General features: G+C 70.9%; 20 protein-coding genes. 10 read left to right on the top strand and 10 right to left on the bottom strand.

The features are described 5' to 3' along the window. Positions 1-25 precede the first annotated feature (25 nt). From ACFW16_RS30510 to ACFW16_RS30500, 3 genes are read left to right on the top strand one after another with little or no spacing between them, the layout of a single operon-like run. Entirely contained in the window at positions 26-565 is a 540-nt protein-coding gene (locus tag ACFW16_RS30510) for a hypothetical protein (RefSeq protein ID WP_380312356.1), read from the top strand. 30 nt (positions 566-595) lie between these two features. Next, positions 596-1,336, top strand: coding sequence for an SDR family oxidoreductase (locus ACFW16_RS30505; RefSeq protein ID WP_380312354.1), 741 nt, complete (start codon positions 596-598; stop codon positions 1,334-1,336). A gap of 31 nt (positions 1,337-1,367) precedes the next feature. Beyond that, positions 1,368-2,351 carry an aldo/keto reductase gene (locus ACFW16_RS30500; protein ID WP_380312351.1) on the top strand — a complete coding sequence of 328 codons (984 nt, stop codon included), beginning with the start codon at positions 1,368-1,370 and terminating at the stop codon, positions 2,349-2,351. 7 nt (positions 2,352-2,358) lie between these two features. Here the strand turns inward: ACFW16_RS30500 and ACFW16_RS30495 are convergent, their stop codons facing one another. From ACFW16_RS30495 to ACFW16_RS30470, 6 genes are all read right to left on the bottom strand, one after another. Then, positions 2,359-2,928, bottom strand: a complete 570-nt coding sequence (locus tag ACFW16_RS30495) for a membrane integrity-associated transporter subunit PqiC (RefSeq protein ID WP_380312348.1) — start codon at positions 2,926-2,928, stop codon at positions 2,359-2,361. Continuing rightward, entirely contained in the window at positions 2,925-4,610 is a 1,686-nt protein-coding gene (locus ACFW16_RS30490) for an intermembrane transport protein PqiB (protein WP_380312346.1), read from the bottom strand. Before ACFW16_RS30490 ends, ACFW16_RS30495 begins: the two co-directional genes overlap by 4 nt. Next, positions 4,603-5,868, bottom strand: a complete 1,266-nt coding sequence (locus ACFW16_RS30485) for a paraquat-inducible protein A (RefSeq protein ID WP_380312344.1) — start codon at positions 5,866-5,868, stop codon at positions 4,603-4,605. The genes ACFW16_RS30490 and ACFW16_RS30485 overlap by 8 nt, the downstream gene beginning before the upstream one ends. Before the next feature lie 186 nt (positions 5,869-6,054). Further along, positions 6,055-6,936 (bottom strand): LysR family transcriptional regulator, encoded by an 882-nt coding sequence (locus ACFW16_RS30480; RefSeq protein ID WP_380312343.1) that lies wholly within the window; start codon positions 6,934-6,936, stop codon positions 6,055-6,057. Positions 6,937-6,951: 15 nt separating this feature from the next. Continuing rightward, positions 6,952-7,662 carry a transcriptional regulator NanR gene (locus ACFW16_RS30475; protein ID WP_380312341.1) on the bottom strand — a complete coding sequence of 237 codons (711 nt, stop codon included), beginning with the start codon at positions 7,660-7,662 and terminating at the stop codon, positions 6,952-6,954. A gap of 92 nt (positions 7,663-7,754) precedes the next feature. Further along, a complete protein-coding gene (locus tag ACFW16_RS30470; protein ID WP_380312340.1) occupies positions 7,755-8,249 on the bottom strand; it encodes a nucleoside deaminase in 495 nt (164 codons plus the stop codon). A gap of 380 nt (positions 8,250-8,629) precedes the next feature. Between ACFW16_RS30470 and ACFW16_RS30465 the strand changes: the two genes are divergently transcribed. From ACFW16_RS30465 to ACFW16_RS30445, 5 genes are read left to right on the top strand one after another with little or no spacing between them, the layout of a single operon-like run. Continuing rightward, complete coding sequence (locus ACFW16_RS30465; RefSeq protein WP_380312338.1) at positions 8,630-9,625, top strand: ABC transporter substrate-binding protein; 996 nt, start codon at positions 8,630-8,632, stop codon at positions 9,623-9,625. A gap of 4 nt (positions 9,626-9,629) precedes the next feature. Then, on the top strand, positions 9,630-10,406 hold the full coding sequence (locus ACFW16_RS30460) for an ABC transporter ATP-binding protein (protein ID WP_380312335.1): 777 nt from the start codon (positions 9,630-9,632) through the stop codon (positions 10,404-10,406). Continuing rightward, positions 10,363-11,202, top strand: a complete 840-nt coding sequence (locus ACFW16_RS30455; RefSeq protein WP_380312333.1) for an ABC transporter permease — start codon at positions 10,363-10,365, stop codon at positions 11,200-11,202. The genes ACFW16_RS30460 and ACFW16_RS30455 overlap by 44 nt, the downstream gene beginning before the upstream one ends. After that, entirely contained in the window at positions 11,199-12,566 is a 1,368-nt protein-coding gene (locus ACFW16_RS30450; RefSeq protein WP_380312331.1) for an amidohydrolase family protein, read from the top strand. Before ACFW16_RS30455 ends, ACFW16_RS30450 begins: the two co-directional genes overlap by 4 nt. Positions 12,567-12,595: 29 nt before the next feature. Continuing rightward, positions 12,596-13,573 carry an isopenicillin N synthase family dioxygenase gene (locus tag ACFW16_RS30445; protein WP_380312329.1) on the top strand — a complete coding sequence of 326 codons (978 nt, stop codon included), beginning with the start codon at positions 12,596-12,598 and terminating at the stop codon, positions 13,571-13,573. A 19-nt stretch (positions 13,574-13,592) separates the two neighbouring features. On the opposite strand, the gene ACFW16_RS30440 is transcribed toward ACFW16_RS30445, so the two are convergent. Together ACFW16_RS30440 and ACFW16_RS30435 are read right to left on the bottom strand one after the other, a co-directional pair. Beyond that, positions 13,593-14,444 (bottom strand): hypothetical protein, encoded by an 852-nt coding sequence (locus ACFW16_RS30440; RefSeq protein ID WP_380312327.1) that lies wholly within the window; start codon positions 14,442-14,444, stop codon positions 13,593-13,595. A gap of 273 nt (positions 14,445-14,717) precedes the next feature. Beyond that, positions 14,718-15,629, bottom strand: a complete 912-nt coding sequence (locus tag ACFW16_RS30435) for a LysR family transcriptional regulator (RefSeq protein WP_380312325.1) — start codon at positions 15,627-15,629, stop codon at positions 14,718-14,720. 167 nt (positions 15,630-15,796) lie between these two features. Between ACFW16_RS30435 and ACFW16_RS30430 the strand changes: the two genes are divergently transcribed. Next, positions 15,797-16,870, top strand: a complete 1,074-nt coding sequence (locus tag ACFW16_RS30430) for a tartrate dehydrogenase (protein ID WP_380312323.1) — start codon at positions 15,797-15,799, stop codon at positions 16,868-16,870. Here the strand turns inward: ACFW16_RS30430 and ACFW16_RS30425 are convergent. Beyond that, positions 16,852-17,880 carry a cupin domain-containing protein gene (locus tag ACFW16_RS30425; RefSeq protein WP_380312321.1) on the bottom strand — a complete coding sequence of 343 codons (1,029 nt, stop codon included), beginning with the start codon at positions 17,878-17,880 and terminating at the stop codon, positions 16,852-16,854. The genes ACFW16_RS30430 and ACFW16_RS30425 overlap by 19 nt on opposite strands. 99 nt (positions 17,881-17,979) lie before the next feature. Between ACFW16_RS30425 and ACFW16_RS30420 the strand changes: the two genes are divergently transcribed. Continuing rightward, on the top strand, positions 17,980-19,188 hold the full coding sequence (locus ACFW16_RS30420; protein ID WP_380312319.1) for an MFS transporter: 1,209 nt from the start codon (positions 17,980-17,982) through the stop codon (positions 19,186-19,188). Positions 19,189-19,195: 7 nt separating this feature from the next. Here ACFW16_RS30420 and ACFW16_RS30415 read toward each other — a convergent pair whose 3' ends face one another. Then, entirely contained in the window at positions 19,196-20,059 is an 864-nt protein-coding gene (locus tag ACFW16_RS30415) for an N-acetylmannosamine kinase (protein ID WP_380312317.1), read from the bottom strand. Positions 20,060-20,177 lie beyond the last annotated feature (118 nt).

Here is a 20,177-nt window from a genome sequence, read left to right as displayed (position 1 = left end):
GTCGCTGAACCAGTACTTCCGCCAGATGACCCCGAACACGGGTCCCTTCGATGTCGCGGTGGTCTCGGACGCGACCGCGGCCCTGTTCGACAGGATCGGGCCCGGAATTCTCGTCACCCATTCGCAGGCCGGCGGGCCGGGCTGGCGCACCGCGATCAAGAGCCGGAACGTGCGCGCGATCGTGGCCTACGAACCGGGCAGCGGCTTCGTCTTCCCGGAGGGGGAAGCGCCGCCGCCGAGGCAAAGTGCCAACGGTCCGCTGGAGGCGGAGAGCATCTCCCTGCCGGAGTTCCAGCGGCTGACGGAGATCCCGATCATCGTCTTCTACGGCGACAACATCCCCGACACGCCCGTGGCCGAGCCGGGGCCGGACCAGTGGCGCGTGCGGCTGGAGATGGCGCGGCTGTGGCGGGACGCCGTCAATCGCCATGGCGGCGACGTGACCGTGGTGCACCTGCCTGAGATCGGCATTCGCGGCAACACGCATTTCCCGTTCTCGGACCTGAACAATCTCGAAGTCGCAGACCAGATGTCGAAGTTCCTCGACCAGAAGAACCTCGACTGATCTGCCTCTCGAAGCACTGGAGAGAGACCGATGACAGACGGCATCGCAGGCAAGGTGGTGGTCATCACCGGGGCCAGCAGCGGGCTGGGCGAGGCGACGGCCCGCCGCCTGGCCCGTGACGGCGCCAGGCTGGTGCTGGGCGCGCGGCGGCTGGAGCGGCTGCAGGCGCTGGCGGAGGAGCTTGCGCTGGACGGTGACGCCGCCGTGCAGACCGACGTCACCAGGTTCGAGCAGGTCCAGCATCTCGTGGACCGGGCGGTGCAGCTGCATGGGCGGATCGACGTGATCGTCAACAATGCCGGGCTGATGCCGCACTCGCCACTCGAACGCGGCAAGGTGCAGGACTGGGAGCGGATGATCGACGTGAACCTCAAGGGGGTGCTCTACGGCATCGCCGCCGCGCTGCCGCACATGAAGGCCCGGCGCAGCGGCCACATCATCAACGTCTCGTCGGTCGCCGGCCACAAGGTGCGCCCCGGCAGCGCCGTGTACGCCGCGACCAAGACGGCGGTGCGGGTGATCTCCGAAGGGCTGCGGCAGGAGGTCAAGCCCTACGACATCCGGACCACCGTGATCTCGCCGGGCGCGGTCCAAAGCGAGCTGCCCGGCAGCATCACCGAACCGGACGTCGCCGAGGGCATCCGCTCGTTCTACGAGAGCACCGCCATCCCCGCCGGCTCCTTCGCCAATATGGTGGCCTTCGCCATGAGCCAGCCGGACGACGTCGACATCAACGAGATCCTGTTCCGGCCGACCCGCCAGGAGATCTGACCGGCAGCAGGCCGATCCAATGGAGAAAGACATGCAGAAGCGCAAACTGGGCCGCGGCGACCTCGAAGTGTCGGCCCTCGGCCTCGGCTGCATGGGGCTCAGCTTCGGCTACGGCCCGGCGGTCGAGACGGCGGCGGGGATCGTGCTGATCCGCAAGGCCGTCGACCTCGGCGTCACCTTCTTCGACACCGCCGAGGCCTATGGCCCCTTCGCCAATGAGGAACTGGTCGGCGAAGCGCTCGCCCCAGTGCGGGACCAGGTGGTGATCGCCACCAAGTTCGGCTTCAAGGACGGCAGCGCCCCGGCCGGCCCGGACAGCCGGCCGGAGCGCATCCGGCAGGTCGCCGAGGCTTCGCTCAAGCGGCTGAAGACCGATGTCATCGACCTGTTTTACCAGCACCGCGTCGACCCCAACGTGCCGATCGAGGACGTCGCCGGCGCGGTCAAGGACCTGATTCAAGAGGGAAAGGTCCGGCATTTCGGCCTGTCCGAGGCCGGGGCGCAGACGATCCGGCGGGCCCATGCGGTACAGCCGGTCGCGGCGCTGCAGAGCGAGTATTCGCTGTGGTGGCGCGAGCCGGAGGCCGAGGTTCTGCCGGTGCTGGAGGAGCTCGGCATCGGCCTGGTTCCCTTCAGCCCGCTGGGCAAGGGCTTCCTCACCGGCGCGATCAGCGACAGCACGGTCTTCGGCAGCGGCGACTTCCGTAACATCGTGCCGCGATTCTCGACCGAGGCGCGCAAGGCGAACCAGGCCCTGGTCGACCTGCTCGGCGCCATCGCCGCCCGCAAGCGGGTGACCTCGGCCCAGATCGCGCTCGCCTGGCTGCTGGCGCAGAAGCCCTGGATCGTGCCGATCCCCGGCACCACCAAGCCGCACCGGCTGGAGGAGAATGTCGGCGCGTCGGCGGTCGAGCTGACGCCCGACGAGCTGCGCGACATCGACGACGCCCTCTCCGGCATCGCGGTGCAGGGCGCCCGCTACCCCGAGCATCTGCAGAAACTGGTTGGCCGCTGAGCGGCGGCTACCGCATGTCCCGGGCGATGCGGTCGGCGAGTTCGCCCAGGGCGTCACTCATGGCCCGGACCTGGGCGGCGGTGCTGTCGTCCGTCGGCCGGCGGGTGATCCGGGCGGTCTCGGTCCGGGCCCGGCCGCCGGCCTTGCGCCGCACCCGCCACTGCGCCTCCAGCACCACCGTGCTGTCGGGGTCGGGATCGAAACGGCTGAGCGCCAGCTCGACCGTCAGGGCCTCGTCGCCGGACAGCGTCCGGCTGGTGGTGACGACCGACCCGGCCGGCAGGCGCGCGGCCAGGTCGTCGGCCAGCACCCGCTGCACCATGTCGGCCAGGGGCTCGCCCCAGCGCTCGAACTCCTCGACTCCGAGCTCGACCGCGCCGGAGCGGCGGACGATCTGCGGCCGGTCGAGATATTTCGGGATGTCGACCGCCGCCACCGAGGCCGTCACCGGCCGGCCTCCGCCAGGACCTTGCGCGCCCGGCGCCGTCGTCAGGGTGTAGACCCTGGGCGGCGTCGAGGAGCAGGCGGCCGTCCCGGCCAGCAGGACGGCGAGGGCGGTGCGGCGCGACAGCATCATCGGTTCAGCCCTTCGGTCTTGCCCCGGATCAGCGCCTCGGGGTGCTGCTCGAGATAGTCGCTGAGAACCCGGACCGAGCGCAGCGTGTCCTCGACCTGGCTCATCAGCCGGGTGAGGTCGCGCTTGAAGGTCGACTCCGCGCCGTAGCCCTGGTCGCCGAGCGTGCCGCTGAGCCGCCGCACCGCCTGCTGCGCCGTGGTCAGCAGCGGCGGCAGCCTCTCCATCACCGGGCGGAGGTCGGTGTTGGCCTGGGCCAGGAGCTGCTGGGTCGAGGACAGGGCGCCGGCCAGCGAGCGCAGCGATTCCGTGATCTCCGGCGCGGCCGCGAGGGTCTCGAAGGATTTCAGCGTGGCGTTGGCCTGCTCGACCAGCCGGTCGAGCGGCAGCGCCGAGACCTTGTCGAGGATGCCGTTGATCGAGCGCATGGCGCTGTCGAGCTGCCCGGGAACGCTCGGGATCACCGGATAGCGGTCGCCCGTGCCCAGCTCCGCCGGGGCGGCGTCGGGATAGAGGTCGAGCGTCACCACCATCTGGCCGGTGATCAGGTTGCCGGTCTTCAGCTGCGCCCGCAGCCCGCGCCGGACGAAGTCGGCGATGTAGTTGCCGGCCCCGAAATCCTTGTCGGTGCCGACCAGCTCGACCCGCTGCGGCTCCAGCTCGACCACCACCGGGATCCGCATCCGGTTCTGTGCGGCGTCGTATTGCAGCCGGACATCGGTGACCTGGCCGACCTTGATGCCATGCCACTCGACCGAGGCGCCGGGCGCCAGGCCGCCGACCGAGCCGTCGAAATACACCAGATAGGGCAGGCGGACGGTGTAGTCCGCCTCCTCGCTACTGGTGGCGTCCTTGTACAGGGTGAAGACCGTGCCGCCCTTGGCCGGCTCGCCGGTGCGGGCGGTGGCGGGGGTGTCGAAGGCGATGCCGCCGGCCAGCACCGCCGTGAGGGATTCGAGCTGCAGCTTGAAGCCTTGCGGACCGGTGGTCAGCGAGATGCCGGCGGCGTTCCAGAACCGGGTGCCGTCATGGACATACCGGTCGTAGGGTGCCCGCACGAAAGCGTGGATGGTCACCCCGGCCTCGAGATCGTTGGTATCGTAGCCCGTGACCTGGCCAACCTGCACGCCGCGGAAATAGACGGGCGAGCCAGCGCCGACCGAGCCGATCCGCTCGGTCTTCAGGAGATAGGATGTGCCGGGCACGCCGGCCCGCACCACCGGCGGGTCCTCCAGCCCGGTGAAACGGCGTTCGCTGGTACCCTGGCCGGGATCGAGCTCGATATGGGCGCCGGAGACGATCGTGCTCAAGCCGGAGACGCCGCTGGCGGAGAAGCGCGGCCGCACCACCCAGAAGCGGGTTCCGGCCCGCAGATGCGGCGCCGCCTCGCGGGTCATCTCGGCGGTGACCTCGACATGGCTCAGATCCTCGGACAGGGTGATGGTCCTGACCGTGCCGAACACCACCTCCTTGTGCTTGATCTGGGTCTTGCCGGCCTCCAGCCCGTCCGCGGTCTGGAAGCTGATGGTGATGGTCGGCCCCTTCTCCGAGAAGGTGATCCAGGCGAGGTAGACGCCGACCAGCGCCGCCACGATCGGCACCAGCCAGATCGGCGAGAACCGCCGCCTGCGGTCGAGGCGCGGCGCGGCCGGCGCCGGCCCGGGCCGATCATCGGGCTCAGTCATGGTTTTCCCCTGCCGCGTCCCACATCAGCCGCGGATCGAAGGTCATCGCCGCGATCATGGTGATGACCACGACGGCGGCGAAGCACACGGCGCCGACCCCGGGCTCGATCGTCGCCAGCTCGCCGAGCTGGACCAGCGCCACCAGGATCGAGATCATGAAGATGTCGATCATCGACCAGCGGCCGACCGCCTCGACGATGCGGTAGATCACGGTGCGGTTGCGCAACTGCCCGGTCTTGCCGCGCCGGGTCGTCACCAGCAGATAGATCAGCCCGGCCAGCTTCAGCACCGGCACGGTGATCGAGGCGAAGAACACCAGCGCCGCCAGCGGCCACATGCCGGAATCGGCCAGCTCGATCACCCCGCTCATGATCGTGTCCGGCGCCCCGCTGCCCAGCGAGATCACCGTCATCACCGGCAGCAGGTTGGCCGGGATGTAGAGGATGATCGCGGTCACCACCAGCGCCCAGGTGCGGGTCAGGCTCTCCGGCCGGCGCCGGTGCAGGGCGGCGCCGCAGCGCGGGCAGCCGCCATGGCCGCCGGGCGGCAGGTTGGAGACCTGGCCGCAGCCATGGCACAGGCAGGTCGGGCGGCGCGGATCGGCCGGCGGCGGGGTCGGCACCAGGCCGCGGCGCTCGAACGCCCGCCACACCGTCTCGGTGTCCAGGCTGGTGCCGGCGGCGATGATCGCCAGCATCAGCCCGCCGACCGAATAGAGGCCGGGCCCGACCACGATGGTGGCGAGGTCGACCAGCTTCACATAGGCGACGAAGACGCCGAGCATGTAGACCTCGACCATCGCCCAGGGGCCCAGCCGGTCGGCCCAGCGGTACAGCCGCGGCAGCCAGCGCGGCGGACGGCTGAGGCGCAGGCCCCCCAGCACCAGGAACAGCGTGCCCAGCCGCAGGCCGGGGGCCAGGAACATGGTCAGCGCCACCACCGCCGCCAGCTCCCACAAGCCCTGCCGGTAGAGCGCGAAGACGCCGGTGACCAGGCTGGCGCTCTGCACCCGGCCGGAGATCTCCAGCGAGATGAAGGGCAGGAGATTCGCCATCAGGAACAGCACCAGCCCGGCGCAGGTGTAGGCGAAGGCGTGGTCGAGCGAGCTGGCGCGGAACCGGTGCAGGGTGGCGCCGCAGCGCACACAGCGGGCGGCGGTGCCGTCCGGCAGCACCGGCACGGCATGGCCCAGGCCGCATTCATGGCACTCCATCAGGCGCGGCGCGCCCGGCCTGCCGATCGGCTCATGCACCGTCATCCGAGTCCATCGTCCTGGATCGCATCATCGCCAAGTCTGCGGTGCGGTATCACCCCTCTCCCGCCATGACCACCCCTGCATCAGCCGGTTACAGCAAAACCGAGGAGATAAAAACGCCAAAGGAGGGGTCGGAAGCCTCGAGGCCGACGCCCCTGGCGACTGGGCGGGCGGGACAAGGGCCGTCTCCTACGGCCGGCGCCCTGCCCCGGCTTCGGCCAGCAGCCATTGGCGGAATGCCCGCATCGAGGCGCTTTCCTCGCGCGATTTCAGCCGCGTCAGCCAATAGCCGCCGGCCTGCACCGCCATGTCGAAGGGCTGGACGATCCGGCCTGCCTCGATCTCCTGGCCGAACATCGCGACCGGAACCAGCGCGACGCCCATGCCCCGCTCCGCCGCCTGCACGAGCGTCAGCGACGAATCGAACATCCAGCCCCGGAGGACCGGCGGCTCGAATCCGGCCGCCCTGAACCAGAGGGACCACTCGTCCCTGCGGTAGGACCGCAGCAGCTCCTCCCCCGCCAGATCCGCCGGGATGCGCAGCCGCCGGGCGATCGCCGGCGCGCAGACCGGGGACAGCGGCGCGTCCATCAGGTGGATGGCGTCCGTCCCGTGCCAGGCGCCGTCGCCGAACCGGATGAACAGGTCCAGCCCGTCGAGCAGGATGTCCGAACGGTTGTTGTTGGTCTTCAGGCGCAGATCGACATGCGGATGCTGATCCCGGAACGATGCCAGGCGCGGCAGCAGCCAGCCGATGGCGAAGGTGCCGACCACGCCGATGGTGAGGATCTCACGGAAATTCCCTTCCTCGAACTGGCTGAGCGCGGTGCTCATCCGGCGGAAGGCGTCGGTGAGCACCGGCAGCAGCACGTGCCCTTCGTCGGTCAGGGCCAGGCCGCGCGACAGGCGCTTGAACAGGGTGACGCCCAGCACCTCCTCGAGCGCCTTGACCTGATGGCTGATGGCCGTCTGCGTCACCCGCAGCTCCAGCCCCGCCCGGGTGAAGCTGCAATGCCGCGCCGAGGCCTCGAAGGCCCGCAGGGCATTGAGCGGCAGCTGCGAGATGTCCATGGCCGCGGATGCGCGTCAGGCGTGATGCGCGTAGAGCACGGCGGACCGGTCCAGGTGGCGGATCATCGCCGCCTCGGCGGCATCCGGGTCGTGCCGGCGGATGTGGGCGAGGATCTCGCGGTGCTCGGACAGGGTGACGTTCTCCTTCCCCGTCCAGATCAGCATCTCGGTGTGGTATTCGCGCAGCCAGCTCAGCATCGCCTCGCTGACCGCCTCGAAGATCGGGTTGCCGGAGATCGCGGCGATCCGGCTGTGGAAGCGCATGTCGGCGGCGATGAAGGCGGCCGGGTCGTCGAGCTTGCCGCTCTGGTCCCGCAGCGTTTCCTCCAGCCGGGCGACATCCTCTTCCGTCGCCTTCTCCGCCGCCTCGCGCACCATGCCGCGCTCGAAGAAGCGGCGCGCCTGCTTCAGATGCTCGAGGCTGTCCGGCGAGGCGGAGAGCAGGAACTGGGCGGAAAGGTCGACCTGCTGGATGATCGACTTCGCCGTCAGCTGCCGCACGCGGGCGCGCTCGCCATGGCTGATGGTGATCAGGCCCATATTGGCCAGGGCCTGCATCGCCTCGCGGATCGCCGGGCGGCCGACGCCGAAGCGGTCCATCAGGTCGCGCTCCGACGGCATGGCGTCGCCCGGCGCCAGCTCGCCGCGCGTGATCATCGACCTGAGGCGATCGAAGATCTCGTGCCACAGCTTCCGGCGGACGATGGGTTCGGCGGAATCCCGCACCAGATGACCTCCTGCCTGGGCCGCCGAAACGCGGCCGCGATCCGTGATGGCACGATCATCATACCATCGGGACCGGCGGGCATCACTTCCGGTTATGGCGCCGGCGGCCGCCAGAAGCCGTCATGCACCCGCGCCGACTCCTCCTCCAAGAGCGGGCCGACCACCTCGACCCGCCGCTGGCCGGCGGCGAAGACATCGCGGCAGGGCAGGTCCATGGTCAGGTTCTCCGGATCGGGGCCGATCAGCGCCTTCAGCGCCGCCTCGCCGAAGCCGTGGACCACCCGGCCGACCCCGGCCCAATAGGCCGAGCCGGCGCACATCGCACAGGGCTCGGCGCTGGAATACAGGGTGCAGCCGGCGAGGAAGGCGACGCCGTATTGGATCGACGCCTCCGTCATCAGGTTGCGCTCGGCATGGCCGGTCCGGTCGCCCCGCGTGCCGCAGGTGTTCATCGCCTCCAGCAGGACATTGCCGTCGGCGTCGGCCAGCAGCGCGCCGAACGGATGGTCGCCGCGCGCCCGCGCCTCTTCGGCCAGCCGGATCGTCCGGCGCAGCAGCGCGAGGTCGCGTTCCGGGGTTATCGCCATGGCCCTTCTCCTCGTCCGTCCCGACAGTCCTAGCGGGCCCTCCGCCCTGCCACAAGGACCGCAGCGCCCATGACTCGGGCAACCGCGGATCTGACCATTGTTTGGGCAGGCTGCTCAAATCCAGGCCGGTCACGCGTGCCGAATATCGTTGGGCGCCGCCATTCTGCCGGCCTGAGGAGTGGCACGCCTCCTGCATGGTTCGCGGCGACGAGTAGAAGCGGTCAGGGCCGAGGCCCGGGACATTGCTCGGCAGGATCGACGCTTGGAGCGACGGCATGCCGACTTCTAACCCGTTCAGCGACACGACAGGCGCAGCAGCCGGCCCGTCCGGCATCGGACGGACGGGACCACGTCTGCGCCACGAACCAAGGGGGCTTTCCGTGCACGGAACACTCGCGAGGCTGCTCGGCGGGGTCTTCGCCCTGGCCATTGCCATTCCGGCTGCGCAGGCGGCGGACAAGGTCGTCTACCAGCTCGACTGGCTGCCGGGCGGCGACAAGGCGCCGATCTATGTCTGCGTCCAGAAGGGCTTCTGCGCGGAGGCCGGGCTGGAGGTCAAGATCGAGAGCGGTCGCGGCTCGTCCGAGGCGATCACCAAGATCGCCACCGGCAATTCCGACATCGGCTCGGCCGGCCTCGGCGCGCTGATGTCGGCGCGGGCGACCGAGAAGGTGCCGGTCACCGCGGTGATGTCGCTGTTCAACCAGGGCCCGCACGCCTTCTATGCCCTGGCCGGCGGCGGCATCGCCACGATCGCGGATGTGAAGGGCAAGGGCGTCGCCACCTCGCCCTTCACCGAATCCAACATCTACCTGCCGCTGGTGCTGGCCGATGTCGGCCTGTCCGAGGGCGACATCACCCTGACCAAGGCCGATCCCGGCGCGCTCGGCCCCATGCTGATGACCGGCCGGACCGACGTGATCATCGCCTGGCTGACCGATGTCGCCCGCTACACCGGCCAGGCGCGGGAGGCGGGCAAGGAGCTGGTCATCCTGCCGTGGTCGGCGGCGGGGCTCGACCTCTACTCCGCGTCGCTGATCGCCTCCGACCGGTTCCTGAAGGAGCGGCCGGACGTGGCCCGGCGCTTCGTCGCCGCCTACAAGCAGTCCCTGGAGTTCACGAAGGCCCATCCGAAGGAGGCTGCGGAGGCGGTCGCGGCGATGGTGCCGGAGCTGTCGGCCGAGGACGTCGAGGGCTCGGTCAAGGACGCGCTGGCGCTCGCCTTCAACGAGGTGACGGAGAAGGACGGGCTCGGCGTGTTCGAGCCCGGCCGCCTGAAGGCGACCTGGGAGCGCGTGGCCAAGGCGGAGAAGCTGGACCCCGCGGCGCTCGACCCCGAGGCCGTCGTCGACCGCAGCTTCCTGCCGGGGATGTGAGCGCATGACGGCCCCGCCGCCCGCCATCCGCTTCGCCGGCGTCGAGCAGGCGTTCCGGACCGATGCCGGCACGATCCGCGCCCTCGGCGGCGTCGACATGGCGATCGGCCGGCACGAGTTCGTGGCGGTGCTCGGCCCGTCGGGCTGCGGCAAGTCCACCCTGCTGCGCCTGGCCGCCGGCCTCCTGCGTCCGACCGCCGGCACGGTCGAGGTCTTCGGCCGACAGGTGACGGAGCCGCGCGACGACATCGGCATCGTGTTCCAGAAGCCGACGCTGCTGCCCTGGGCCACGGCCGAGGACAACGTCGTCTTCCCGGCCCGGCACAAGGCCGGACGGGCCGGCCCCGGCGACCGGGAGCGCGCCCGGTCCCTGCTGGCCCGGGTCGGCCTGGCGGGCTTCGAGAAGCGGCTGCCGGCCGAGCTGTCGGGCGGCATGCAGCAGCGCGTCGGCATCGCCCGGGCGCTGTTCATGGACCCGGACATCCTGCTGATGGACGAGCCCTTCTCCGCCCTCGACGCGCTGACCCGCGAAGAGATGGGGTTCGAGCTGCTGCGGATCTGGGAGGCGCAGCCGAAGACGGTGCTGTTCATCACCCATTCGATCGGCGAGGCGGTGCTGCTGGCCGACCGGGTCGTGGTGCTGAGCGACCGGCCCGGCCGCGTGGTCGAGGACCTCACCATCGGCCTGCCCCGGCCGCGCGGCATCGACACCAGCAACCAGAAGGCCCTGCACGACCATGTCGGATATCTCCGCACCCTCCTCCTCAAGCGCGCGGCCTGAGGCCGGCGCCGACCGGCGGCTGCGGGCGGCACGGCTGGCCCGCACGCCCGGCCTGCTGCCGGCCGCGACCTTCACGCTGATCCTGGTCGCCTGGGAGGCGTCCTGCCGCCTGCTCGACATCCCCAGCTTCCTGCTGCCGGCGCCGAGCCGCATCCTCGGCGGCTTCGAGGCGGTCGAGACCGCGCGCTGGCTCGACCATGTCTGGGCGACGCTGCGCGTGGCCCTGATCGGCTATTTCGTCTCGATCGCCGTCTCGCTGCCGATCGCCGTGGCCCTGGCGCGGTCGGAGCTGCTGTCGCGGGCGCTGTACCCGATCCTCGTCGTCGTCCAGTCGATCCCGGTCGTGGCGGTGGCGCCGATCATCATCGTCGGGCTCGGCTCCGGCGACGCGCCGCGCGTCGTCATCACCGGGCTGATCACCTTCTTCCCGCTGGTGGTCTCGATCACCACCGGGATGATGGCGACGCCGCCCGAGCTGATCGAGCTGTCGCGCAGCCTGCGCGCGCCGGCGATCCGCGAGATCACGCAGATCCGCCTGCCCTTCGCCGTGCCGTATATCTTCTCGGCGCTGAAGATCTCGATCACCCTCGCCGTGATCGGCGCGGTGGTGGCCGAGTTCGTCGCCGCCGAGAAGGGCCTGGGCTACTTCATCCAGTTCTCGACCTCGATGTTCAAGGTGCAGCAGGCCTGGGCCGGGCTGGTGGTGCTGGTGCTGCTGTCGCTGGCGCTGTTCCACCTGGTCACCGCGGTGCAGCGCCTGTGGTTCCCCTGGAGCCTGCCGCGGGGCCGCGCATGACCGATTTCGTGATCACCGGTGCCGTCGGCATCCTGACCGGCCTGCCCGGTGCCGCGGCCCGGGCGGCGGGCGACATCCGGGTGCGCGGCGGCGTCATCGCCGAGCTCGGCGACCTGCGGCCGGAGCCGGGCGAGCGGGTGGTCGACGCCGCCGGCGCGGTCGTCACCCCCGGCCTGGTCAACACCCACCACCACCTGTTCCAGAGCGTGCTGAAGGCCGTGCCGGAGGGGATGAACGAGGCGCTGGCCGCCTGGCTGCGCCTGGTCCCCTACGCCTATTGGGACCGGCTGGACGAGGAGGCGATGGGCGTCGCCGCCACCATCGGCCTGGCCGAGCTGGCGCTGTCCGGCGCGACCACGGTCGCCGATCATCACTATTTCTACTCAGAGCGCTACGACTTCGATCCGGACGCGATCCTGTTCGAGACGGCGCAGCGCTTCGGCCTGCGCTTCGTCCTGGCCCGCGGCGGCGCCACCAAGGGTCGCGCCTTCGATTCCGGCCGCGCCGCGCCGCTGCCGACCGAGCCGCTCGACCGCATGATCGCCGCGGTCGAGGCCGCGGCCCGGCGCTGGCACGACCCCTCCCCCACGTCGATGCGCCGGGTCGCCTTCGCCCCGACCACCCCGACCTTCTCGCTGGAGGAAGGGGAACTGCGCGAGGTCGCCGCCGCGGCGCGGTCCATGGGCCTCAGGCTGCATTCGCACCTGTCGGAGACCATCGACTACGTCACCTACACCATGGCGCGCTATGCCCAGCGGCCGGTGGAATGGCTGGCCGGGCACGGCTGGCTGGGGCCCGACGTCTGGTTCGCCCATCTGGTCGAATGCGACGAGGCCGAGCTGCGGCTTCTGGCCGAGACCGGGACCGCCATGGCGCATTGCCCGCAGGCCAATGCCCGGCTGGGATCCGGCATCGCGCCGGCCGACCGGCTGCACGCGCTGGGCGGGACGGTGTCGCTGGCGGTCGACGGGGCGGCGGCGAACGAGGCCGCGGACATGGCCTCGGCGCTGTACGCCGCCTTCTCGCTGCACCGGGCGCAGAAGGGCGCGGCCGCGACCACCGCCGAGACCGTGCTGCACTGGGCCACGGCCGGCGGCGCCCGCGCCCTGGGCTTCGACGCGATCGGCACGATCGAGCCCGGCAAGCAGGCCGATCTCGCCATCTTCGACCTCGGCGCGCCGCGCTATCTCGGCCAGCACGACCGGGTGCTGGGGCCGGTCATCTCCGGCGGCGGGGCGCGGGTCCGCCACAGCTTCGTCGACGGCCGGCCGGTGGTGGAGGGCGGCACGCTGCCGTGGCTCGACCTCGACCGGCTGTCCGCCGACGCCGGACGGATCGTGGCCCGGATCGCCCGGGCCGGGTGAGCAACCGCATGTCACGGAAGGAGAATTCGATGACCGACACCACGCTCGAGGAGCTGCGCCGGGAGGCGACCTATGGCGGCGCGGGCCGGGAGAAGCCGCGCGAGGTGCCGCGCATCGACATGAGCCGCTACGAGGCGCGGAAGGTGGAGATCGCCGATGCGCTGTGGGCCGCGGCGACCGAGATCGGCTTCTTCCAGCTGGTCGGCCACGGCATTGCGCCGGAGCTGGTGGACGAGGCGTTCCTGATGGCCGAGCGCTTCTTCGCCCTGCCGCAGCCGGTCAAGGCGCAGTACCCGCTGATCGGCGGCAGCAATGCCGGCTGGGAGTACAAGGCGCAGGTGCGGCCGTCAACCGGTACCGCCGACCAGAAGGAATCCTACCAGATCACCCTGCCGCGGATGGCGGCGCTGTGGCCGGGCGGCGAGGAGCTGGCCGGCTTCAAGGCCACGATGCTGGCCTTCGAGCGGGCGAACTGGACGCTCGGCATGAAGGTGCTGGACTGCTTCCGGCTGAAGCTCGGCTTCGCACCCGACTTCTTCACCGCGGCGCACGACCCGCAATCGCCGGAGTACCAGAGCACGCTGCGCCTGCTGCACTACCTGCCGATGGAGAACGCGCGGCCGGAGGACTTCCAATTCTGGCGCGCCGGGGCGCACACGGATTTCGACTGCCTGACCCTGCTGCACCAGCGTCCCGGCCAGGGCGGGCTGCAGCTGTGCCCCGGCAAGGAGGCCGAGGCGCTGGAATGGACCGATGTCGAGCCGCTGCCCGGCGTCGTCACCTGCAACATCGGCGACATGCTGATGCGCTGGAGCGACGACCGGCTGCTGTCCACCCTGCACCGCGTCCGCATGCCGAAGCCGCAGGAGCCGCAGGGGTCGCGCTATTCCATGGCCTTCTTCTGCCAGGCCAACAAGGACGCGGTGATCCAGGGCCGGCGCTACGAGCCGATCACGGCGCATGACTATCTGCAGCAGCGGATCGCGGCCAATTTCGCGAAGAGGTAGCGCCCGGAACGGCGGCCGATCACACGCGCAGCTCCGTATCCAGGGTCGCTGCGATCTCCTCGCCCTGCATCACCCGGGCGGAGAAGACGTAGTGCGAGAGGGTGCGCGAGGCCGAAAGGCAATCGACATGGAAGGACAGCGGCGCCGCGGCGGGAACGAGCTTCAGCGCCGCGATGTCGGTCCGGATCACGGAGTAGTCGGTTTCCCGGCCCAGGATGTTGTGCAGGAGCCGGCTCACCACCTGCGCGATAGTCTCCGCGATGATCGCGACCGGCCATGCCGGATAGCCGGGAAAGTGGCCGGCGCACCGGGCCGGCGCGAGCGGCTGGCTGCGCGCTGTGAGCGACAGTGCCTGCGGCTCGTCGAACTCCAGCGGGATCGGCTCGCGATAGGGAGACCCGCCGGGAAGAGGGACCTCCTCGGTCCTGTAGTCCTGGAACAGCCGCTGGAACACCCGTTCCGGCAGAGCCTGGTACTCGCAGCGCAGATGGCCGAAAGGCGCACCGTCCGACACGATCGCCTGCGCCGTCAGGGACCGCCGGTCCTGGCTCACCGTCTCGGCGGTCGCTTCGAAGCCTCGCCCCGCGCCCCTGGGCGGGACGCCATCGAGGGTGCTGAAGCGCGCCCTGGTCGCGAGATAGTAGATGCGCTCCGTCGCCCGCCCGGCCACCGCGGCGCAGGAGCCGAGGATGGCGAGATGCCGCCCGATTTCGGCCGAGGCGACCGGCCCGCGCTCGTAGCCGACCGTCTGCTCCGAGGCGAAGACGCCACGAACGGCCCCCTCCGGGAGGGCTTCCAGTTCGCCAAAAGCGAAATAGGGCGCTTGTACGGCAATGCGATCGCAGATCGTCGAGATGTTCAATTGCGGCATGGTCGCCTCCAACGTGAAAAGGCCACACATCCTTGGGCTGGAGGCTTCGTCATCGCCGGCGCCGCGCCATGCGGATCCTCAGCGCGTCACCCACGATTTTAAATGAATTTGCCTCTCATATTCTGACCTTCATTGTAGTTCTTGCATCACCATTACATCAATATTTATATTGATCGAGAAATATTGATAAAATCCAGATTTCTCTATTGCGAACCGCCCTGCTCGCGGGAGGGCGACATCAGCGCCCGACAAGGTCCAGATCGGCGTCGCCCGTCAGGCCTGGCCGGAATAGCGGCCCAGGCCTGACCGCAGCAGCGCGATCATGTCGTCGCGCACCGCGTCGCGGGCGCCGCGCAACCAGGCGGCCGCCAGTGGCAGCCGGTCCATGGTCCCGCCGGTCCCTTCGAGCGGGATGTAGCGGACGCCCCGGGTCGCCATCCTCTCGGTCCAGCGCGGCACGACGGCCACGCCCAGCCCGGCCGCGACCAGGTTGACGATGGTCTGCTTCTCGTCCGCGACCTGCGCGATGTGCGGCTGCAGCCCGGCCTCGGCGAAGAGCTTGACGGTGAGGTCGTGGCTGTGGGGCCGCGACCGGCGCTCCGGCACGATCAGCGGCTCACCGGCGAGATCGGCGACCGCCAGCCGGTCGCGGCCGGCCAGGACATGGGCTTCCGGCACCGCCACCACGGCGGATTCATGGAACAGGAACAGGATCTCCAGCGCCTTGTCCGGCGTCTCCGGCGGGCGGATCAGGGCGAGGTCGAGCCGGCCCGACAGCAGGCGCGGCACCAGGCGGATGGTCTTGTCCTCGACCAGGCGGACCGTGACGTCGGGGCGGCGCTCCCGGAAATCATGGAGCAGCAGCGGCACCAGCCCCGCCGCGGCGCTGTCGATGGCGCCGAGCCGCAGCGTCGCGGCCCGGCTGCGTCCGCGGGCCCGGAACCGCGTCGCCAGATCGTCGGCCCGCGCCAACAAGGCCCGCGCCTCGTCGAGCAGGACGGCGCCGTCCTCGGTCAGGGTGACATGGCGCGTGGTCCGGGCCAGGAGCCGCGTGCCGAGATCCTCCTCGAGCAGGCGGATGTGTCGGCCGAGCGCCGAGGGCAGCATGGCCAGCCGCTGCGCCGCGCGCCCGAAATGCAGCTCCTCCGCGGCCGCGACGAAGCAGCGAAGCTGGTGCAGATCCATCCCGTCTCCCCTGCCCGCGCCGGATTATATCATTTGTTTGGACAATCCAACGCGGATTGAGGGTCCGCACACCCCGAGCCTAAGGTGCCCGGCGACACTGCCGCGCCGCCCCATCCCCCTTCCGGTCGGCCCGCGCTGACCTTACGCTCGTCCCAGGAGACCCGCCCATGCGCGACCATTCGATCGCAGCCATCCCCGCCGACGGCATCGGCCCCGAGGTGATCGCCGCCGGCATCACCGTGCTGGAGGCGCTGCAGCAGCGGCTCGGCGACGTCCGGTTCGAGGTGACGACCTTCGACTGGGGGTCGGACTACTACAAGACGCACGGCGCGATGATGCCGGCGGACGGGCTGGAGATCCTGAAGCCGTTCGACGCGATCTATTTCGGCGCGGTCGGCGCGCCCGACGTGCCGGACCACATCACGCTGTGGGGCCTGCGGCTGCCGATCTGCCAGGGCTTCGACCAGTACGCCAATGTCCGGCCGACCCGGATCCTGCCGGGCATCACCTCGCCGCTGCGCCATGCCGGGCCCGGCGACCTGGACTGGGTGATCGTGCGCGAGAACTCCGAGGGCGAGTATTCCGGCCATGGCGGGCGCGCCCATCGCGGCCTGCCGGAGGAGGTCGGCACCGAGGTCGCAATCTTCACCCGTGTCGGCGTCAGCCGGATCATGCGCTACGCCTTCCGCCTGGCGCAGGCGCGGCCGCGCAAGCTGCTGACCGTCGTCACCAAGTCGAACGCCCAGCGCCACGGCATGGTGATGTGGGACGAGATCGCGGCCGAGGTGGCCCGCGAATTCCCGGACGTGACCTGGGACAAGATGCTGGTCGACGCCATGACGGTCCGGATGACGCTGAAGCCGCAAAGCATCGACACCGTCGTCGCCACCAACCTGCATGCCGACATCCTGTCCGACCTGGCCGGGGCGCTGGCCGGCAGCCTGGGCGTGGCGCCGACCGCCAACATCGACCCGGAGCGGCGCTTTCCGTCGATGTTCGAGCCGATCCACGGCTCGGCCTTCGACATCACCGGCAAGGGCATCGCCAACCCGGTCGCCAGCTTCTGGACCGCGGCGCAGATGCTGGAGCATCTCGGCGAGCATGAGGCGGCGGGGCGGCTGATGCGGGCGGTCGAGCGGGTGACCGGGGCCGGGATCCTGACCCCGGATGTCGGCGGCACCGCCACGACGCAGCAGGTCACCGACGCGGTGGTCGACGCGATCTACAGCTCGAACGTCTGACCGTCGGCGCCCGCGGGGGCGGCGCGGACCGCCCCGGGCGACCGGCCGATCACGCGCTTGAAGGCCCGGCTGAACGCGGCCTGCGAGCCGTAGCCGAGGCGGTGGGCCGCGGCCTCGATCGGCATCCGGTCGCGGCCGATCCACTGCGCGGCGAGGCGCATGCGCAGATCGGCCACATAGCGCAGCGGGGTCAGGCCGGTGACGGCCAGGAAGCGTTCGGCGAAGACCGAGCGCGACGCGCCCATCTCCGCCGCCAGCTCCGCCACCGTCCAGTCCCGGCCCGGGTCGCGGTGCATGGCGGCGATGACGCGGCCGAGGCGTGGGTCGCGCAGCGCCTCGATCCAGCCCTTGGCGTCGCCGCAGCCGCATTCGACCCAGCCGCGGACGATCGAGGCGGAGACGACATCGGCCAGCCGCGCCAGGATCGCGGCGAAGCCGGCGCGCTCGTCGCAGGCCTCGCGCGCCATCGCCTCCAGCATCGGCAGGATCTCCGGGTGGCGGTCGAGCAGCGTGCCGACCAGCATCACCTCCGGCATCAGCGCCACCAGCGGGTGCATGCCGCCGAGGTCGAACTCCATGCAGCCGCTGAAGATCAGCATGCCCGAGCCGGGCTCGCAGCCTTCCGGGCAGGCGCGGATGACGCCGACGCTCTTGCACAAGGTCTCGGTCGCGAAGCTGGAGATGTCGCGGCTGGCCTGGTCAGGCGCGGAGAGCAGCTCGTGCGGGCCACCGCGCGGCAGCAGCACGGCGTCGCCCGAGCCGAGGGTGTGGAGCGTGCCGTCGGCGGTGCGCAGGACCACCGGGCCGCGGGCGACGAAGTGGAACTGGGCCCGGTTCTCGACGGTGCCGAAGCCGATGCCGAAGGGCGGCACGAGCGCGATCCGGCGGTAGTCCACGCCGAACAGGCGCATGCCCAGCAGCAGCTCGCTGACCAGGTCGCCGGAGGTCCGAGGGCCAGTCGGCCGCGGCGCCGAGGGCTCGGATCGCGATTCGGACGGACGATCAAACATTCCGGAGTATCTGGCATGGATCGTCCGAAGAGTCCATCCTACCTTCTGCTGCACTGCATCAAAATCCTCTTCAGCAAAACTCTTCGAAGGATGGTCCCCATGATCGAGGGAGCACAGCGGACGGGCGCGGCGTCGGCGCGGGAGGAGCCGGCCTGGGGCGCGGTCGTCTCGATGACGCTCGGCGTGTTCGGGCTGGTGACGGCGGAGTTCCTGCCGGCCAGCCTGCTGACGCCGATGGCGGCCGATCTGGGCGTGACCGAGGGCCTGGCCGGCCAGGCGGTGACGGCGACCGCCGTGGTGGCGCTGGTGACCAGCCTGCTGGTCTCGACCGCGACCCGTCGGATCGACCGGCGCATCGTGCTGCTGTCCTTCTCCATCCTGCTGACGGTGTCGAACCTGCTGGTCGCCTTCGCCCCCGGCCTGCCGGCCCTGCTGCTGGCGCGGGTGCTGCTGGGCGTGGCGCTGGGCGGCTTCTGGACCATGTCGGCGGCGACGGTGATGCGGCTGGTGCCGGAGGCGCTGGTGCCGCGGGCGTTGTCGCTGCTGTTCAGCGGCGTCTCGGCCGCGACCGTCGCCGCCGCCCCGATGGGCAGCTATTTCGGCGACATCATCGGCTGGCGCGGCGTGTTCGTGATCGCGGCGGGCCTGGGGCTGCTGGCGCTGGCCGTGCAGGTCGCGACGCTGCCGCGCATGGCGCCGAGCGGGACGACGCGGCTGCGCACCCTGGTCGAGGTGCTGGCCCGGCCGCAGGTCGGCTTCGGCATGCTGGCCGTGCTGCTGGTGTTCACCGGGCATTTCGCCTTCTTCACCTATATCCGGCCGTTCCTGGAGACCGTGACCGGCGTCGGCATCACCGGCGTGTCGGGCATCCTGCTGGGCTTCGGCATCGCCAATTTCCTGGGCACCTTCCTGGGCGGCTTCCTGCTCGAGCGCAGCATGCGGCTGACCATGATGCTGATGCCGCTGACCATGGGCGTCCTCGGGCTCGGCCTGGTGGCGGTGGGCGGCGGCGCGCCGGTGGCGAACACGGCGATGGTGGCGCTGTGGGGCGTGGCCTTCGGCGCGGTGCCGGTGGCCTGGTCGACCTGGCTGACCCGCACCGTCCCCGACGAGGCGGAAAGCGCCGGCGGCCTCTTGGTCGCCGCGGTGCAGCTGGCGATCGCGACCGGGGCCGCGGCCGGCGGCGCCATCTTCGACGTCAGTGGTGCCTTGGGCGTGTTCACCGCCGCCGGCTTCGTGCTGCTGGTCGCCGCGGTGATGATCACGGTCGGCATCCGGCCGCGCAGGACGGCGGCGGCGGCGGCCTGACGCAGGATCAGCGGGGCTGGTCGGCACCCAGCAGGCCGGCCATGCCGATCAGCCCCGCATCGTGACCGAGCGCGGCCGGGCGCAGCGGCAGCCGGAACTGCCGCGGCTCGGCCGCCAGCGCGAGCTCGACCCGGCCGAGGAACCCGTCCGCCAGGCCGACGCCGCCGCCGATCACGGCGAGGTCGAGGTCCAGCGCCGCCTTCAGGTCGGCCAGCAGCCGGGCGATGGCGGCGGTGGCACGGTCGATCAGCGCCGCGGCCGCCGGGTCCGCCCGCCGGAACAGGGCTGGCGTGTCCATCTCCACTCCGAAGGTCTTGGTCGCCGCGGCGGCCAGGGCCCGGCCGGAGGCCACGGCTTCGACGCAGCCGCGCCGGCCGCAGCCGCACAGAGGCCCGTCCGGCACCGCCACGACATGGCCGAGATGCCCGGCCAGGCCGCCCGGCCCGACCCGCAATTCTCCATCCAGCACCAGCCCGCCGCCGACGCCGGTCGACACGGTCAGGAACACCATCGACCCGACGCCCCGCGCGGCACCGTGGCGGAACTCGCCCCAGGCCGCGGCCTGGGCATCGTTGACCGCCCGCACCGTCACGCCGAGCCGGTCCTGCAGCGCCGCGACCAGAGGCGAATCCGGCGGCACCGGCAGGGTGCCGGGGTTGGTGGCGGAGAGCCTGCCGTCCCGCACCAGGCCGGTGGTGGCGATGCCGACCGGCCCGTCGGCCCAGCCGGCCACCAGGGCGGCGACGGCCTCGACCAGGCTCTCGAATTTTCCATCGCGCGGGGTCGGCGCTTGGCGCCGATCCAGCACTCTGGCGCCCATCACCCGGGCGGCGGCGATCTTGGTGCCGCCGAGATCAACGACGGTGATCATCGCAGGCTCCCAGCCTGCGGGTACGCATCACCCGCCGGCCACCCGCGGCCTACGGCACTCGCACGTTGTCCCTTTTGAGTCCCCCCTCCCCTCGCGGGAGGGGGGTAGGGGGCGGGGG

This window comes from Inquilinus sp. NPDC058860 (genome assembly GCF_042743185.1).
Taxonomy (GTDB): Bacteria; Pseudomonadota; Alphaproteobacteria; order DSM-16000; family Inquilinaceae; genus Inquilinus.
Note: the sequence above shows the minus strand (reverse complement) of the source record. Positions and strands in the feature narration are given on the sequence as shown.